The 15749-nt window shown below is 66.4% G+C and carries 15 protein-coding genes; 9 read left to right on the top strand and 6 right to left on the bottom strand.

What is annotated here, in order from left to right; all coding sequences use genetic code 11:
• Positions 1-8: 8 nt before the first annotated feature.
• Positions 9-1046 carry a universal stress protein gene (locus tag M1D93_RS03250; protein WP_461173758.1) on the bottom strand — a complete coding sequence of 346 codons (1038 nt, stop codon included), beginning with the start codon at positions 1044-1046 and terminating at the stop codon, positions 9-11.
• 422 nt (positions 1047-1468) lie between these two features.
• Here M1D93_RS03250 and M1D93_RS03245 point away from each other — a divergent pair, with 422 nt between their 5' ends.
• Positions 1469-2092, top strand: a complete 624-nt coding sequence (locus M1D93_RS03245; RefSeq protein WP_461175104.1) for an NAD(P)-binding protein — start codon at positions 1469-1471, stop codon at positions 2090-2092.
• A 6-nt stretch (positions 2093-2098) separates the two neighbouring features.
• On the opposite strand, the gene M1D93_RS03240 is transcribed toward M1D93_RS03245, so the two are convergent.
• The gene (locus tag M1D93_RS03240; RefSeq protein WP_461173757.1) at positions 2099-2704 is read right to left on the bottom strand and encodes a copper resistance CopC family protein; all 606 of its coding nucleotides are present in this window, start codon (positions 2702-2704) and stop codon (positions 2099-2101) included.
• Positions 2705-2817: 113 nt separating this feature from the next.
• On the opposite strand from M1D93_RS03240, the gene M1D93_RS03235 reads away from it, so the two are divergent.
• Positions 2818-4260, top strand: a complete 1443-nt coding sequence (locus M1D93_RS03235; RefSeq protein WP_461173756.1) for an NCS2 family permease — start codon at positions 2818-2820, stop codon at positions 4258-4260.
• A gap of 50 nt (positions 4261-4310) precedes the next feature.
• Here the strand turns inward: M1D93_RS03235 and M1D93_RS03230 are convergent, their stop codons facing one another.
• Positions 4311-5615, bottom strand: coding sequence for a cation:proton antiporter (locus tag M1D93_RS03230; protein ID WP_461175103.1), 1305 nt, complete (start codon positions 5613-5615; stop codon positions 4311-4313).
• A gap of 209 nt (positions 5616-5824) precedes the next feature.
• Between M1D93_RS03230 and hutG the strand changes: the two genes are divergently transcribed.
• From hutG to M1D93_RS03215, 3 genes are all read left to right on the top strand, one after another.
• Positions 5825-6778, top strand: a complete 954-nt coding sequence (gene hutG / locus M1D93_RS03225) for a formimidoylglutamase (protein WP_461173755.1) — start codon at positions 5825-5827, stop codon at positions 6776-6778.
• 171 nt (positions 6779-6949) lie between these two features.
• Positions 6950-7453: a transporter substrate-binding domain-containing protein gene (locus M1D93_RS03220; RefSeq protein ID WP_461173754.1), complete on the top strand. Its 504-nt coding sequence runs from the start codon at positions 6950-6952 to the stop codon at positions 7451-7453.
• Positions 7450-8460 (top strand): cation transporter, encoded by a 1011-nt coding sequence (locus tag M1D93_RS03215; RefSeq protein WP_461173753.1) that lies wholly within the window; start codon positions 7450-7452, stop codon positions 8458-8460. The genes M1D93_RS03220 and M1D93_RS03215 overlap by 4 nt, the downstream gene beginning before the upstream one ends.
• 81 nt (positions 8461-8541) lie before the next feature.
• Here the strand turns inward: M1D93_RS03215 and M1D93_RS03210 are convergent, their stop codons facing one another.
• Both M1D93_RS03210 and M1D93_RS03205 read right to left on the bottom strand, forming a co-directional pair.
• Complete coding sequence (locus tag M1D93_RS03210; RefSeq protein WP_461173752.1) at positions 8542-9210, bottom strand: response regulator; 669 nt, start codon at positions 9208-9210, stop codon at positions 8542-8544.
• Positions 9207-10784: a sensor histidine kinase gene (locus M1D93_RS03205; RefSeq protein WP_461175102.1), complete on the bottom strand. Its 1578-nt coding sequence runs from the start codon at positions 10782-10784 to the stop codon at positions 9207-9209. The genes M1D93_RS03210 and M1D93_RS03205 overlap by 4 nt, the downstream gene beginning before the upstream one ends.
• 328 nt (positions 10785-11112) lie before the next feature.
• On the opposite strand from M1D93_RS03205, the gene M1D93_RS03200 reads away from it, so the two are divergent.
• From M1D93_RS03200 to M1D93_RS03185, 4 genes are all read left to right on the top strand, one after another.
• Positions 11113-12123, top strand: a complete 1011-nt coding sequence (locus tag M1D93_RS03200; RefSeq protein ID WP_461173751.1) for a Bug family tripartite tricarboxylate transporter substrate binding protein — start codon at positions 11113-11115, stop codon at positions 12121-12123.
• On the top strand, positions 12120-12623 hold the full coding sequence (locus M1D93_RS03195) for a tripartite tricarboxylate transporter TctB family protein (protein WP_461173750.1): 504 nt from the start codon (positions 12120-12122) through the stop codon (positions 12621-12623). Before M1D93_RS03200 ends, M1D93_RS03195 begins: the two co-directional genes overlap by 4 nt.
• Positions 12623-14242 (top strand): tripartite tricarboxylate transporter permease, encoded by a 1620-nt coding sequence (locus M1D93_RS03190; RefSeq protein WP_461173749.1) that lies wholly within the window; start codon positions 12623-12625, stop codon positions 14240-14242. Before M1D93_RS03195 ends, M1D93_RS03190 begins: the two co-directional genes overlap by 1 nt.
• A gap of 114 nt (positions 14243-14356) precedes the next feature.
• Positions 14357-14749 (top strand): universal stress protein, encoded by a 393-nt coding sequence (locus M1D93_RS03185; protein ID WP_142043255.1) that lies wholly within the window; start codon positions 14357-14359, stop codon positions 14747-14749.
• Here the strand turns inward: M1D93_RS03185 and M1D93_RS03180 are convergent.
• The gene (locus tag M1D93_RS03180) at positions 14746-15666 is read right to left on the bottom strand and encodes a fumarylacetoacetate hydrolase family protein (RefSeq protein ID WP_461173748.1); all 921 of its coding nucleotides are present in this window, start codon (positions 15664-15666) and stop codon (positions 14746-14748) included. The genes M1D93_RS03185 and M1D93_RS03180 overlap by 4 nt on opposite strands.
• Between the last annotated feature and the right edge of the window lie 83 nt (positions 15667-15749).

Here is a 15749-nt window from a genome sequence, read left to right as displayed (position 1 = left end):
GGATCTGCTCAGGCCGCGCCGAGGACCGGCCCGAAGCGGGCGCGGTCGGCCAGGCGCGGGTCATCACGGTCCGGAACCACCATAACGGGGCCCTTGGCATGATGGAGGACGCCATCCGACGTCGATCCCAGGAGCATGCCGGTGAAGCCGCCGCGGCCGCGGGTCCCCACCACCACCAGTTCCACGTGCCGGCTTGCTTCCACGAGCACGTCAACCGGAGAGCCGTCCGTCAGCTCTGATTCTGCGGGGAGGTTGGGGTAGTGGCTCCTCAGCCAGGCCATGCCTGCATCGAGGGTCAGCTGGATATCCGCGAAAAGCGCCTTGCGGTCCATCGGGGCAGGAACCCAGGCCAGGGAGCCGCTGTATTGCGGAACTGCGCAAACTACGTGCAGCAATGCACCCAGCCGCTCAGCCTGGTCCGCGGCTTCAAGCACGGCAACGCGTGCCTGTTCCGAGCCGTCCACGCCTACCACCACCACGTTTTCCACCCGCTGGTGCCCGGCCTTGGCCTGTTCTGCTTTCACGCGCCGGTCCTCGGTGGTTTCTCCCAGCCGGTCCGAGCAGACCAGGGGCACGGTGACCGTAGGGCACTTCGCGTGCGCCGGCAGCGCGCTGCTGACGGAGCCGAGGAGCCTTCCCACGAAGCCGCCCCGGCCACGGGTGCCGAACACCAGGAGCTCCGCTGTTTCGGACATCTCCAGCAGCACACCGGAGGCGTCGCCGTTTTCCACGGAAGCGCTGACGTCGATGTCATAGGCTGAGACTTTTTCCAGGGCCTGCTTGACCACCGCTTCGGCACCCTCGCGGATCACGGAGTCATCCACGGTGGCGTATCCGCCGTCGAGTCCCGACGCAGCGAAGATTGGCACCGAGTAAGCGGTAACGATATGCAGTGGACGACGGCGGCGCCGGGCTTCCCGGGCTGCCCACACCAACGCGCACTGGCCGTGGTCAGACCCGTCCACGCCAACAACGATCCCGTCGGGAGCGGCATGAGCGCCACCGCTGTCCCGCGCCGGGTCCGGATGCAACTCCTGTGCGCCCATTGGGCCGCCTCCTTGCGATACTGCCTGATGTTGCGGCTATTCTGCCAGAAAGCCGGCCGTTCCCCGTGCACCCGTATCGCAGCCGCCGCTGCCCAGGAAGGCCTGCTTCCATTTCTCACTATTCTCCGTCCACCGTTGCATGGCAAGCCTGTTCAGGGCAGGAAACGGCGGTTATCCACAGCCTCGGACCGGCGCTCCGGAAAGCGTGTTCACCTGCAGGGGAATGTTTACGGATTGGGCTATCCAGCGCCGCAATTCTTCTGTAGTCTTCAGGACATTGTTGGTCCGGGACGCCTACTGCCTTTTCCTGTCAGAGCTGCCCGGCAACGCACTGCGGCCGGACTTTGGGGGTAACGGGACGCGCGCGGGCGAGGACGCCCGCACCTGCCGAAGCTTCGAAGGAGGAAACTGTAGTGTCAAGCATGCCTGGGAATGCCGGGACCGAGCAGACCACCACTGTGATCATTGGCACCGGCCTGTCCGGCCTGGCCGTGGCGGCCGAGCTGCGCCGGCGCGGGGTGGACTCCATAGTGGTGGACGGACTGGACATCCTGGGCGCCGGACAACCGGCCAACACAACGTCACTGCAGCGCTGCGACGCAGCGGACTCGGCCAGCCTGCGGGAACGGAACGAGATCCTGCGGCACCTGCGCAACTATGCTGCCAGCCATGATGTGGATGTCCGCAACACCACCCGCGCCGTTCAACTGACAAAGGTGGAGGCCACGACGGGAAGTTCCGTACAGCAGTGGGAGGTTCATACACCCACCGGCATCCTGCTGGCCGACCACATTGTGCTCACCCGGTGCGCCCACAGCCAGCTGCGGCGCATGATTAACGACTTCGGCATCTCGGTGGGCCGTAACCTCGTGGCGGCGATGCGGGCCATCGGCATCTACCTGGTGGGTGTCGGCGACCTGATCACCCCCTCGCCCAAAGAGGTCCTGCGCCAGGCAAAGACTGTGGGCCAGGCCATTTCCGCAAAGGTCAACCCGGAGAACCCGGCTCCCCCTTACACCGGAAGCCTGGCGATCCTGCCCTGCTAGCGCCGGTCAGCTCTCGTCGTCCGCGCCCGCTGCGAGCCTCCGGCGGGCCAGGATGGCGAGCGCTGCAAGCAAGCCCACCGCGGCCGCGGCGAAAATGACGATGCTCCACTGGAACGGCTCACCGGAGCCGGCAGTGTCCGGCGCTGCTGTCACGCCCGGCTCAGCGGTCCCCATGCCGGGAACTGGAGCGGCCGCCGTCGGACTCGCCGCCGTAGCAGCCCCTTCGACTGCGGACGAGGCCGTGAACGTGAACGTCCCTTCGATGGGATGCGAGTCGGAGCTGACTGCCCGCCAGGCGACCGTGTACTGCCCGGCCGGGGCGCCCGCCTTGAGCTTCTGGCTGGCAACGTTGTCCACGATGTCCACCGGCCCCTCCGCCCACTCCGCGCCCGAAGCATCCTTGACGGAGAAGGATGAGCCGATACCCAACGGATTGTTGCTGAAGGTCACGGATACCTGCTCCGGCGGCACCGGCACCGTTGCGCCCTGGGCAGGGCTGCTGGATTCGGCAGCGTCATGCGCGGCGGCCGGACCGGCCGGCCCGAGGACGGCGGCAGCAAAAACAAAGGACCCGAGGACAAAGCTCAAAAGACGGCGGCGGATGGAACGCATGCTTGGACTGCTCCCTTGGTGTTGGCTTCCTAACAGACTAGGCGAAATTGACGGTTACCCCGTCGGGGCCCCAATAGGATTCAGGTATCCCCAAAGACTCCCCCGGAGGACTAATGCTTAAGCAAGGCTCTGCCCTGGACCGGTATTTTATGATCACCGAGCGCGGCTCCAACTTCTCGCGCGAGATCCGCGGCGGCTTCGCCACGTTCTTCGCCATGAGCTACATCGTGGTGCTGAATCCCCTGATCCTCTCCGTCCCGGACTCCAGCGGCAACACCCTCGGCTTCCCGGCAGTTGCGGCCGTCACGGCCTTTGTTGCCGGCATCCTCACCATCCTGATGGGAGCCTGGGCCAGGCATCCCTTCGCGCTGGCCACCGGGCTGGGCGTCAACGCCTTCGTGGCGGTCACGGTTGCCACCAGTCCGGGCCTCACGTGGCCGGACATGATGGGCCTTGTGGTCCTGTCGGGCGTCACGATGCTGATCCTGGTCCTCACTGGTTTTCGTACCGCCGTGTTCCGGGCCGTACCGGAGGGGCTCAAAACGGCGATTGTGGTGGGCATCGGGCTGTTCATTGCGTTGATCGGGCTGGTCAACGCCGGCTTTGTCCGCCGCATCCCGGACGTGGCCGGCACCACCGTTCCGGTTGGGCTGGGCTTTGAAGGCAAGCTCCTGGGCTGGCCCACTGCCGTGTTCGTTTTTGGCCTGATCCTGACCATCGCCCTGGTGGTGCGCAAGGTCAAGGGCGCCATCCTGATCGGCATCATCACGTCCACCGTCATTGCCGTGATCCTGGAAACGACACTGCGGATCGGCCCCAGCGTCCAGCCGGGCAAACCCTTCAACCCGCAGGGCTGGTCCCTGGTGGCTCCGACTTTTTCCGAATGGGCTGCCCCCGACCTGTCCCTGATCGGCAAGGCCAACCCGTTCGGCGCCTTCGAACACCTGGGCTTCGTGGCCGCCACCCTGCTGGCCTTCGTGATCCTGCTGAGCATCTTCTTCGACGCCATGGGCACCATGGTGGGCCTTGCGAACGAAGCCGGGACCGTGGATGAGCACGGCAACATTCCCGACGTCGACCGGGTCCTCCAGGTGGACGCACTCGGGGCGATAGCCGGCGGCGGCGCTTCCGTATCCTCCAACCAGATCTACGTCGAGGCCGGCGCCGGCATCGGCGAAGGCGCCCGCACCGGCATCGCCTCGATCGTAACCGGCCTGCTGTTCCTGGTGGCCATGTTCTTTACTCCGCTGATCAACCTGGTGCCCTTTGAGGCTGTTGCCCCGGCCCTGGTGGTGGTGGGCTTCATGATGGTGTCCCAGGTGGGCAAGATCGACTGGCAGGACTGGGGCATAGCGATTCCGGCCTTCCTGACCTTTACGCTGATGCCGTTCACGTACTCCATCGCCAACGGCCTGGGCGCCGGATTCATCGCGTTCGTGCTGATCCGCACTGTCCAGGGCCGGATCAGGGACATCCACCCGCTGATGTGGGCAGTGGCCGGGGCATTCCTCCTGTTCTTCGCGATCGGTCCGATCGAGGCCGTCGTAGGCATGTAGCCGGCAGGCCTGGCCTGCCGCCCTCGCACAGGCCGGGCCAGGGCGGCAGGCTAGACGGGAGTGTTGGGCGCCAGGCCTTCGTCGCCGGATACAGCGAGGGCCTTCTTCTCGCGGAGCCTGTCCAGCCGGTTCATGAGCGGCGAGGTAGTGGCACCATGGATCACGATGGACAGCGCCACCACCAGGCCCACGAAGGCCCACAGCCACTCCGCCTGGTCCGCAAACTGTCCCTTGCCCAGCGCATAGGAGAGGTAGTACAGCGAGCCGATCCCGCGGATCCCGAAGAACGAGAGGGCAATCCGCTCCCGGGGGCCGGTTTTGCCACCCAGCAGCCCCAGCCAACCAGCCAGCGGCCGGACTACCAGCAGGAACGCGAGGGCAACGAGCACTTCCACCCAACCGATCCCCTCGAGCAGCCCGCGGGCAATCGCACCGCCCAGCAGGACCAGGATCACCACCGTCAGGAGTCGCTCCAACTGCTCCACATAGGAGTGCAGCACCCGGTGGTAGCCGTGCGTGCGTTCAGCGGCGCGGATGGTAACCGCGCAGACAAAGACCGCGATGAATCCATAGCCCTCCACCATCTCAGTGACGCCATAGGCCAGGAACGTGGCCGCTAGCGCCACGAAGCCTTCAGAGTGGTTTGAGAGCCGCAGGCTTTCGGCCCGGGCCGAAAAGAATATCCTGGCCAGCACCTTGCCCGTGAGGAAGCCCAGGAGGAGCCCGACGGCGAGCCGCCACAGCACGTCCACCCCAAACCATTCAGGGAACCAGGCTGAAGGGGATGACCCGGCGATGCTGATGGCGATGGCCAGGTAGACGAAAGGAAAGGCCAGGCCGTCGTTGAGGCCGGCTTCGGACGTTAGGCCGAACCGCACCTCGTCCTCTTTGTTGGCGCCCTCCTCCTGGTCTGCCGGCTCACCCACCTGCACCTCGGACGCCAGGACGGGATCCGTGGGCGCAAGGCTGGAGGCCACCAGCAGGGCCGCGCCGAGGCCAAGCCCGAGGAACCACAGCCCCAGCAGGGTCAGCGCAATGATGCACACGGGCATGGCGATCCCCAGCAGCCGCCACGTGGTGGACCACCGTTTACGCCCCACCGGCCGGTCCAGGGCCAGCCCCGCGCCCATCAGGGAAATGATCACGCAGACTTCCGAGAGGTGCAGGACAAAGTCGGAATGCGCTACCGGGTCGGGATCGGGAAGGGTGGGAATCAGGGCGAACGCAGCAATTCCCGCGCCAAGGAAGACCATGGGCATGGAAAAGGGCACGTCGCGCAGCAGCTTGGGGAGCACCGCGGCAATGAACACCGCAAGGCCGGCGGCCGCAAACAGGATGTTGGGGGCTTCAAACACGTTGCTGTTCTCCGGCCTGGATCGTTGCGCCTGTTGGCGCGGCAAGATGGCACTTTGGTCCCGGGAAGGGATTGCTCCACCATAGCCCCTTCGGTGCCCTGGATGGATGTTGTTGCCCCGGTCCGGTCCGACTGGTGGAGTCTTGCATTCCAGACATCACGACGGCGGCGCTGCTGGTTTTAGCCGCCCGCATGCGGTGAGCTTGAGGCATGCCTGCCTCAATCCCCGCCGTCGACGTCCCGCCGAAGCCCTGGAACGGCAGGTTCGACGGTGACGGCGCCGAGCACCGCCGCTGGTGGCAGGCAGTAACCCCCTACCGGGGCGGAACTGCGCCGGCGGCCGCACCAAAGCCCGCCGTCCTGCTCGGTTTCTGCAGCGATGAAGGCGTGCGCCGGAACAAGGGCCGGACGGGAGCCGCGGCCGCCCCGGCTGCTCTGCGCGCCGCCCTCGGGCCGCTGGCACTCCACCTCGACCGCGCTGTCGCCGACGCAGGGGACGTGGTGGTTTCCGGCGGCGATCTCGAGGCCGGCCAGGAGCGCGCCGGCCAGGCAGTCACGGCAATGCTCGACGGCGGGCACCTCACCGTGGTGCTGGGCGGCGGCCACGAAACCGCGTACGCCAGCTACCTGGGCGTGGCCGGATCCGCTGCCGTACAGGAAGGCCGGCGGCTGGGCGTCCTGAACCTCGACGCCCACTTCGACCTGCGCGATGAGCCCGAACCCAGTTCCGGGACCCCGTTCCTCCAGATGGCCCGGGCAGAAGCCGCCACCGGCCGCGACTTCCGGTACGCCGTCGTCGGAATTTCCGAACCCAACAACACCCGCGCCCTCTTCGACACCGCAGAGAAGCTGGGTGTCCGGTACCTGCTCGACGAGGACTGCGGCGCGGAGCGCGTCCGGGACTTCGTGGCAGGTTTCCTTGCGGACATCGACGTCCTGTACCTGACCATCGACCTCGATGTGCTGCCGGCAGCGGTGGCCCCGGGCGTCAGCGCGCCGGCAGCGTACGGCGTGCCCCTTGCGGTCATCAGTGCCGTGTGCCGCCAGGTGGCCCGGTCCGGGAAGCTGCTGCACCTGGACGTCGCCGAGTTGAACCCCGGGTTCGATATCGATGGCAGGACCGCAAAAGTCGCCGCCCGCCTGGTAGAGACCCTGCTGCGCTGATCCTTCTGCACTGGTCCTTCCTGCACTGGTCCTTCTGCTCTGGTCCTTCTGCCCCCCCGGCTTCTTCCGCTGATCCCTCCGTCGCCGGTCATTGCGTTGCCGGGCCATTCCCGGAAAAAGTAAGTAGGCTGTCTAATATTGGACTTCTACCGGAGGAAGGGAGTAAGCGGAATGCGGCGCCGAGGAATGGTGGCGGGCCTGCTGCTGGCCGTCCTGCTGATGCTCACCGGCTGCGCAGGCAGCTTCCCCGCCGACCCCCAGGGAACCCTGGAGAAAGCACAGGGCGGCACCCTCAGGGTGGGTGCGAGCATGAACGGGGACTGGGTCCGGATCTCCGCGGACGCCGGCGGAGACGTGCGCAGCAGCGACGTCCAGGGTACGGAGGCCGACCTGGTACGGGACTTCGCGGCGCGGCTTGGCGCGGACGTCGAGTGGGTGGCCGGCACCGAGCAGGTCCTTGCCGAAGAGCTCAAGCACGGCGGGCTTGACCTGGTGATCGGTGGGCTGGATGACAAGACACCGTGGGTGACGCACGCCGGCGTGACCCGCCCCTACTCCGAATCCCGCGACGAGCGGGGGAACCTCCACAAGCACGTCATGCTGGTGCCGCTGGGCGAAAACGCCTTCCTGCTTGAGCTCGATAAGTTCCTGATGGCAGTGAAGGAGCAGCAATGACAAACGTCACCAGCCATGACACTGTCCGGTTCGGGAACACCGAACTGCCGCCGGAACAGCAGGAGGCTTTGCGCAAGGCCATCAGGGTGGAGTGGGCCACCATGGGCTTCCTGGTGGTCACCACCACGATGGTGTTCCTGGTGCTGGGCAACTCGCAGGCCATGAAGGCCGCCTGGATCGAGGACCTGCTTTCCTTCCTGCCGCCCATCTCCTTCCTGGTGGCGGCCCATGCCATCCGCAAACCTCCCTCCGAGAAGCATCCCTATGGCTACCACCGGTCCACGGGGGTGGCGCACCTGGTGGCCGCCGTCGCGCTCACGGTGATGGGCGGTTACCTCCTGGTGGAGTCCGGGCTTGGCCTGCTCAAGGCTGAGCATCCCACCATCGGGGGCATCGAGCTTTTCGGCAATACCATCTGGCTTGGCTGGCTGATGATGGCCGTCATGATCATCACTTCGGCGCCGCCTGTTTTCCTGGGCCGGGCCAAAATGAAACTCGCCGAGAAACTGCACGACAAAGTGCTCTACGCCGATGCAGACATGAACAAGGCCGACTGGATGACGGCCATAGCGGCGGTTGCCGGGGTGGCAGGAATCGGCATCGGGCTCTGGTGGGCCGACTACGCTGCCGCGCTCATCATCTCGGCCAGCATCCTGCGCGACGGCTTCAAGAACACCCGTGCCGCCGTTTCGGCCCTGATGGACAAGCGCGCCATGACGTACGACGACGGCAAGCCCCACCCGCTCGGCCGGCAACTGGATGAGTACCTCCGCAGCCTCGACTGGACGGAGGATGCCAGGTCTCGGATCCGCGATGAGGGACACGTGTTCCACGTGGAGTCCTTTGTGGTCCCGGCCGGAAAGGCCGCGCCCTCCCTCGAGCAGCTTAAAGCGGCGCGCGATGCCTGCGTGGCCATGGACTGGAAAGTGCAGGACATGGTGATCGTCCCGGTGGCCGAGCTGCCCTCCGAGTTCCTTCCCGGCCCCACGCCGGGCGGCGAGCACTGATGCGGCAGGCAGCGAGCACTAAGGCAGCGGGCGGCGAGCACTGGGGCGCGAACCTCGAGGACTAAGGCCGGCGGCCGCCGTTTACTGGCCTTTGAGGACGTAGCGCCGCTCCGGACGCCCCACCCCGTACTTCAGCCGGACCTCGAGGGATCCTTCATCATGCAGGTATTCGAGGTACCGGCGGGCGCTGACCCTGGACGTTCCCAACTGTTCGGCCACCTCGGCCGCGGACAGGTCGCCGTCGGCCGCCTTGAGCGTTGCTTCCACCAGCTTGAGTGTCTCGATGCTGCAGCCCTTGGGAAGCGGGCGCTCTGTCCGGTCCAGGCCGAACACCCGGTTCACGTCCGACTGCTCCGCCACGTCCTTGGCTGAATCCAGGCCCTGGTACGCGCTCCGGTAATGCTCCAGGCGCTCCTGCAGGTCGGACTGCGAAAACGGCTTGATCAGGTAGTGCACAATCCCGCCGCGCAAAGCCTTGCGGACGGTTTCCACCTCCCGGGCCGCGCTGATCACCAATACATCCAGCTCCGGGGCCACGTCCCGCAGCCGCTGCATCAGGTCCAGCCCATTGATGTCCGGGAGGTGGATGTCCAGCAGCACCAGATCCGGCTGCAGCCGTTCCGTTTCCAGCACGGCCTGGGCACCCGTATGGGCCACCCCCACCACCGAGAACCCGGAGGTCCGCTGGATGAACCCGGCGTGGACCTTGGCCACCATAAAGTCGTCATCAACGATCAGCACCTTGATCATGGCTGCGTTCTACCTCTTTTGAATCGTGCTGTGAAGACTGCCCCGTTGTCGTTCGCCACCGTGAGGTCGCCGCCGGAACGCCGGCAGACCACCCGTGAAAGAGCCAGGCCAAAGCCGCGGCCGTCTGCCGGTCCCGCTTCCTTGGTGGAAAACCCCTGCCGGAAGATCTCCTCCACAGCGTCGGCCGGGACACCCGGCCCTGTGTCGCGGACCGTGACGGTGACGCAGTCACTGGTGTCCTCCACCAGCACCCGGACAGTGGCGCCCGGAAGTCCGGTGACGGCGTCGAACGCGTTATCCACGAGGTTCCCCACCACAGTGGTGAGGTCCCGGGACAGGTCATCGCTGGCCTGGCGCAGCGCTGACTCGGGATCGAGCTGCAGTGCCACGCCCCGTTCGGTGGCGAGGCTGGACTTGGCGATCAGCAGGGCGGCGAGCGCCGGGTCCTGGATGCGGCTGGTCACTTCATCATTCAGCCTGGTCCGGTCCACCGTGGCTCCGTTGACGAACTGCACCACGGAATCGTATTCGCCGATCTGGATCAGGCCTGAGATAACGTGCAGCTGGTTCGCGAACTCATGGGCCTGGGCCCGCAGCGTGTCCGTGGCAGTACGGGTCGCGCCCAGCTCGCGCTCCAGCGAGGACAGCTCGGTCCGGTCCCTCAGGGTTGTGACCGAGCCGATGTCGCGGCCGCGGGAGCGGATGGGGACGCGGTTCGCCACCACCAGCCGCTCCCCCACCAGCACCAGCTGGTCGGGGTCCTGCTGCTCGCGGGTCAGGACCGCCTTGAGCGCGGGGTCCACGGGCAGGGAAGCGAGCTTCTTGCCCACGCAGTCCTGCGGCAGCCCCAGCAGTTTCCGTGCGCTGTCATTGGCCACCGTGATGCGCTCATGGGGATCCAGCGCCACCACGCCTTCCTTCAGGCCATGCACCATGGCTTCGCGGTTTTCCACCAGTCCGGTAATTTCGCTGGGCTCCATGCCCAGCGTCTGTCGTTTGACGCGGCGGGACAGCAGCAGGGATCCCGCCACACCCAGGATGCTCGCGACGCCGAGATAGGTCAGGAGGTTGGGTACGGCGTCACCCAGCCGCTCAAGGGTGGAGGGGTAGTTGCGGCTGACGGCTGCGATACCGATCATTTTTCCGGCGTCATCGAGAACGGGCACGTGGGCGGACAGGACGGCGGCGCCGCTGCCACCCACCACCCCGGTCCAGGCGCGGCCTTCCATGACCCTGCTGGGCCCAAGTTCCAGGGGGTTGCCCACAAGGCCGGGATCGGAAGCGGCCACTACCGTCCGGTCCAGCCTGGCGAGCGCCACATGCGAGGACCCCGAGACCGTCCGGACGGACTCGGCCACCGCGGGGAGGGCAGCCCCCACCCGCGGCTGCGCGTCGGGCAGCAGCGCCCGTACCGCGGGGTTGTTGCCCAGGGCTTCCGCGGCCGACAGCGCCCGGCGGCCCTCAGTGCGCTCGAAGGCGGCAGCAGACTGCGCAAGGGAGATGGCCACCACAGCTACCAGCACCGCCAGGACAATCAGCAACTGCAGCACAAGGTACTGTCCGGCGAGGGACATTCCTCTTCGTCGAGTCACTGCTCAGGTTCCTTCAGTGGTGGTCCAAGTGCCCGCGGGCACTGGTGCGCAGGAGCGCACCGCCCGTCCCTCCCGGCGTATCGGAACTATACCGCAGGGCGTGGATGAATCTGCGGGGACCGCCGTCGCGCCCGTTTCGGCGCCTTGCTGCCGGAGGCGGGGTGGGACCCCGGAAACGTGAACGCAATGAACTTAACTTTCTCTGCGTACACAAGAGTGATGGCCGTCACGGATGGACCTAGCATCGAAACACAAGGTCAGGTTCGCTGATCATCCCCGTAGAGCATGCATCACTGAGAAGAGGAACACCATGCGCCAGATCCGCGCATTGCGAGTCGCCGCCGTCGCCGCCGGCATCGCCCTGATGGCCACCGGTTGCGGTGCCACCGGCAAGAGCTCCACCGGTTCGGAAAGCTCCGGCGCCGCCGCCGGACCCATCACCGGACTGCAGATCATGGTCCCCAACACCCCGGGTGGCGGTTACGACACCACCGCCCGCGCAGCAGCCAAGGTCCTCGACGACGAGAAGATCTCCACCAACACCGAAGTCTTCAACCTCGCCGGTGCCGGCGGCACCGTGGGCCTGGCCCGCGTGGTCAACGAAAAGGGCAACGGCGACCTCGCCATGCTTATGGGCCTGGGCGTCGTGGGCGCCAGCTACACCAACAAGTCCGAGTCGAAGCTGACCGAGACCACCCCGCTGGCACGGCTGATCGAAGAGCCCGGCGCCATCATGGTCAGCAAGGATTCCCCCTACAAGACCATCGACGACCTGGTGAAGGCCTGGAAGGCCGACCCCGCTTCCATCTCCGTGGGCGGCGGCTCCTCCCCCGGTGGCCCTGACCACCTCCTGCCCATGCAGCTTGCGGGCGCCGTGGGCATCGACGCGACCAAGGTCAACTTCGTTTCCTACGACGGCGGCGGTGACCTCCTGCCGGCGATCCTCGGCAACAAGCTTGGCTTTGCCGCCTCCGGCGCGGGCGAGTTCCTGCAGCAGATCCAGTCCGGCGAAGTGCGCGTCCTGGCCACCAGCGGCGAAGAGCGGCTTGAGGGTGTGGACGCCCCCACGCTGAAGGAATCCAACATCGACCTGGTGTTCACCAACTGGCGCGGCATCGTGGCCCCTCCGGGCATCAGCGACGAGGACAAGGCATCCATGATCGCCGCCCTTGAGAAGATGCATGCAACCGAAGGCTGGAAGGAAGCACTGAAGACCCACAGCTGGTCCGACGCCTTCATCACCGGCGACGAGTTCGAAGCGTTCCTCACCGACCAGGACAAGCGGGTGGCGGACGTCCTCACCAAGCTTGGGTTGGCGTGAGCTCCCTGATTTCAGGCCTGAAAGGCCGCGCCGAGCTGGGAGTTGCACTCCTGCTCGGCGCGGCCGGCGTCCTGGTCTTCCTGGACGCCAACAGGCTGGTGACCCCGTACTCCCAGTCGGACCCGGTAGGCCCCAAGACCGTTCCGTACATCGTGGCCGGCCTACTGCTGGCCTGCGCAGTCCTGCTGGCAGTTAACGTCATCCGCGGCGGCCAGGGCGAGGCGGAAGGCGGCGAAGACGTCGACCTCACCCACCCCGCCGACTGGAAGACCGTCCTGCCCCTGGCGGGAGCCTTCATCCTGAACATCCTGCTTATCGACTGGGCCGGATGGGTCATCTCCGGCACTGTCCTTTTTTGGGGCAGCGTCCTGGCGCTGGGCAGCCGCCACTACATCCGTGACGGGCTCATCTCCGTGGCCCTGTCCCTGCTGACCTTCTACGGCTTCTACCTCGGCCTCGGCATTGCACTGCCCGCCGGACTCCTGGAAGGAATCCTCTGATGGACGTCTGGTCCTCATTGATGGACGGTTTCGCCACCGCCCTCACCCCCATGAACTTCCTCTACGCCGTGATCGGCGTACTCCTGGGCACCGCCGTCGGCGTCCTTCCGGGCCTGGGCCCGGCTATGACCGTGGCTCTGCTGCTTCCGGTCACCTACGCCCTGGAGCCCACCAGCGCCTTCATCATGTTCGCCGGCATTTACTACGGCGGCATGTATGGCGGCTCCACCACCTCCATCCTGCTCAATACCCCCGGTGAATCGTCGTCAGTGGTGACGGCGATCGAAGGCAACAAAATGGCCAAGGCCGGCCGGGCGGCGCAGGCGCTCGCGACGGCGGCAATCGGCTCATTCGTTGCCGGCACCATCGGCACCGCCCTGCTTGCCGTCTGCGCACCGATCGTGGTCGAGTTCGCCGTCAGCCTGGGTGCCCCCAGCTACTTCGCCATCATGGTCCTCGCACTGCTGGCCGTCACCGCGGTCCTGGGATCGTCCCGGCTCCGCGGCTTTGCCTCGCTGGCCCTCGGCCTCGCCATCGGCCTGGTGGGAATCGACTCCGTCACCGGCCAGCGCCGCCTGACCTTCGGCCAGCCGCTGCTGGCTGACGGCCTGGACATCGTGGTAGTGGCGGTAGCCATCTTCGCCGTGGGTGAAGCCCTGTGGGTGGCCGCCCACCTGCGCCGCACCCCGCTGCACGCCATTCCCGTGGGGCAGCCCTGGATGGGCAAGTCCGACTGGAAGCGGTCCTGGAAGCCGTGGTTGCGCGGTACCGCCTTCGGCTTCCCCTTCGGCGCCCTGCCGGCAGGCGGCGCCGAAATCCCCACATTCCTTTCATATGTGACGGAGAAGCGCCTCAGCAAACACCCCGAAGAGTTCGGCAAGGGCGCCATCGAGGGCGTCGCCGGTCCGGAAGCTGCCAACAACGCCGCCGCCGCCGGCACGCTGACCCCGATGCTGGCGCTGGGTTTGCCCACCAACGCCACGGCCGCGGTAATGCTCGCCGCCTTCACGTCCTACGGAATCCAGCCGGGCCCGCAGCTCTTCAGCAGCCAGGGTCCCCTGGTGTGGGCACTGATCGCCAGCCTGTTCATCGGCAACCTGCTGCTCCTGCTGATCAACCTGCCGCTGGCACCAATGTGGGCAAAGCTCCTGCAGCTCCCCCGGCCGTACCTGTACGCGGGCATCCTCTTCTTCGCCACGCTGGGCGCCTACTCGGTGAACCTGCAGGCGTTCGACCTGGTGCTCCTGCTGGTCCTCGGCACACTCGGCTTCATGATGCGGCGGTTCGGCCTGCCCGTCCTGCCGCTCATCCTCGGCGTGATCCTCGGCCCGCGCATCGAAGGCCAGCTCCGGAAGACCCTGCAGCTCAGCGCCGGTGACCCCGCCGGACTCTTCAGCGAGCCGATCGCCGTCGTTGTTTACATCATCGTGGGGCTCATCCTGCTGTGGCCGCTGCTCTTCAAGCTGTTCCGGCGGACACGTCCGGCGCCCGGCACCGCGGTCCCCGCCAACTCCGGCGCAACCGTCCCAAGGGAGGTCGGCGGCAGCATGAGCCACGGCAGCGTGAGCCACGGCAGCCACCGCGCCGACGGTCCGGCCGACGGCGACGGCGACGGCTAAAAGCCGTCCTGCACTTCCTCCCGGCATCAACCACCGTCCCCACGGACCCCCTAACCTCGCAAGCTCGGCCAGGGAACCCTGTCCATGTGGCCCCAGAAAAACAAAGGAGACACCATGACCATCGTGGTGGGATACGTCCCGACCCCCGAGGGCGAAGCAGCCCTGACCCAGGCCATCCACGAAGCCCGGAAGAGCAACACCACGCTGCTGGTTATCAACTCATCCAAGGGCGACGCCCTGGTGGACAACCGCTACGCCCAGGAGCCGGAGATCCAGAGCATCGAGGACCGGCTGGCCACCCAGGGCATCGACCACGTGATCAAGCAGCCGGTCCGTGGCCATGATGCCGCCGCAGAAGTCCTGGATGCCGCAGAGGAAAACAATGCCGAGCTGATCGTGATCGGGCTGCGGCGCCGTACACCGGTGGGCAAGCTCATTATGGGCAGTGTGTCGCAGCGGATCCTGCTGGAGGCCGACTGCCCGGTCCTGGCGGTTAAGGCGGGCTAGCGGGACTGCAGCTGCTCCTGCTCCCGTTGCTCAGGCTGCCCGGTCCGGGGCTGCCCTGCACGATAAAGTCCCTGGCGCTGGCGTCCCAGCCCCTCTACCTCCACCTCGACGATGTCGCCCGGTTGGAGGTAGGGGAAGCGGCCGCTTAGCGCCACCCCCTCTGGAGTCCCGGTGATGATCACATCACCGGGCTCCAGTCGCATGTACTGGCTGCAGTGGTGGACCAGGGTGGGAGCGTCGAAAATGAGTTCCGACGTCGTGGAGTCCTGCCGTGCTTCGCCGTTGACCCAGCTGCGCAGCCGAAGATTCCCGCCGTCTATGGCATCTGCCGGGACAAGCCATGGGCCCAGTGGCGTTGAATTTGGCAGCGTTTTGCCCTTGGTCCACTGGCCCGCTGCCCCTGGAAGCTGGTACTCCCGCTCGGAGAAATCGTTGGCCGTGACGTAGCCGGCGATGCAATTCCTTGCCTCGTCCACGGATTCGAGATAGCTGGCTTCCCTGCCGATCACGATGCCCAGTTCCACCTCCCAGTCGTATCTGCTGGAGTGCGGCGGAACGGGGGCGGGGTCGTAGGGGCCCGTTACCGTGTTGGTCGGTTTGAGGAACACCACGGGAATCTCGGGCGGTGCCGAGCCCGACTCGGCCGCGTGGGCCGCGTAGTTCATGCCGATGCCCACCACTGCTCCGGGGCGGGCCAGCGGAGCCCCGACGCGGAGGCCGGCTGATACCTCCAGGACAGGCAAAGTACCTGCACCCAGTGCTTTCCACACTTTGTCCAGCCCTCCCGCTGCGAGGAAGGCGCCGTCCACGTCCTGGGTAAGGGGCAACAGGCTGAAGTACTGTTCCGCTCCGTCTGGGGCTGACACCAGGACGGCTGGCTGCTCATTGCCGGCGTCCCCAAGGCGCATGATCTTCATACCGGAAATCCTTCTTTCTGGAGCCGGGCGGGATGATGGAATACCACCATGGTGGCGGAGACTGGACGGCTTCCGCCACCGCA

The organism is Arthrobacter sp. Z1-9 (genome assembly GCF_054792695.1).
Note: the sequence above shows the minus strand (reverse complement) of the source record. Positions and strands in the feature narration are given on the sequence as shown.

Bases quoted from the DNA above. Each gene is read 5' to 3' on its own strand.
- M1D93_RS03220 (WP_461173754.1), top strand. From the start codon at position 6,950: ATGCGGCGCCGAGGAATGGTGGCGGGCCTGCTGCTGGCCGTCCTGCTG.
- M1D93_RS03185 (WP_142043255.1), top strand. From the start codon at position 14,357: ATGACCATCGTGGTGGGATACGTCCCGACCCCCGAGGGCGAAGCAGCC.
- M1D93_RS03210 (WP_461173752.1), bottom strand. From the start codon at position 9,210: ATGATCAAGGTGCTGATCGTTGATGACGACTTTATGGTGGCCAAGGTC.
- M1D93_RS03215 (WP_461173753.1), top strand. From the start codon at position 7,450: ATGACAAACGTCACCAGCCATGACACTGTCCGGTTCGGGAACACCGAA.
- M1D93_RS03235 (WP_461173756.1), top strand. From the start codon at position 2,818: ATGCTTAAGCAAGGCTCTGCCCTGGACCGGTATTTTATGATCACCGAG.
- M1D93_RS03245 (WP_461175104.1), top strand. From the start codon at position 1,469: ATGCCTGGGAATGCCGGGACCGAGCAGACCACCACTGTGATCATTGGC.
- M1D93_RS03180 (WP_461173748.1), bottom strand. From the start codon at position 15,666: ATGAAGATCATGCGCCTTGGGGACGCCGGCAATGAGCAGCCAGCCGTC.
- M1D93_RS03240 (WP_461173757.1), bottom strand. From the start codon at position 2,704: ATGCGTTCCATCCGCCGCCGTCTTTTGAGCTTTGTCCTCGGGTCCTTT.
- M1D93_RS03250 (WP_461173758.1), bottom strand. From the start codon at position 1,046: ATGGGCGCACAGGAGTTGCATCCGGACCCGGCGCGGGACAGCGGTGGC.
- M1D93_RS03200 (WP_461173751.1), top strand. From the start codon at position 11,113: ATGCGCCAGATCCGCGCATTGCGAGTCGCCGCCGTCGCCGCCGGCATC.
- M1D93_RS03205 (WP_461175102.1), bottom strand. From the start codon at position 10,784: ATGTCCCTCGCCGGACAGTACCTTGTGCTGCAGTTGCTGATTGTCCTG.
- hutG (WP_461173755.1), top strand. From the start codon at position 5,825: ATGCCTGCCTCAATCCCCGCCGTCGACGTCCCGCCGAAGCCCTGGAAC.
- M1D93_RS03190 (WP_461173749.1), top strand. From the start codon at position 12,623: ATGGACGTCTGGTCCTCATTGATGGACGGTTTCGCCACCGCCCTCACC.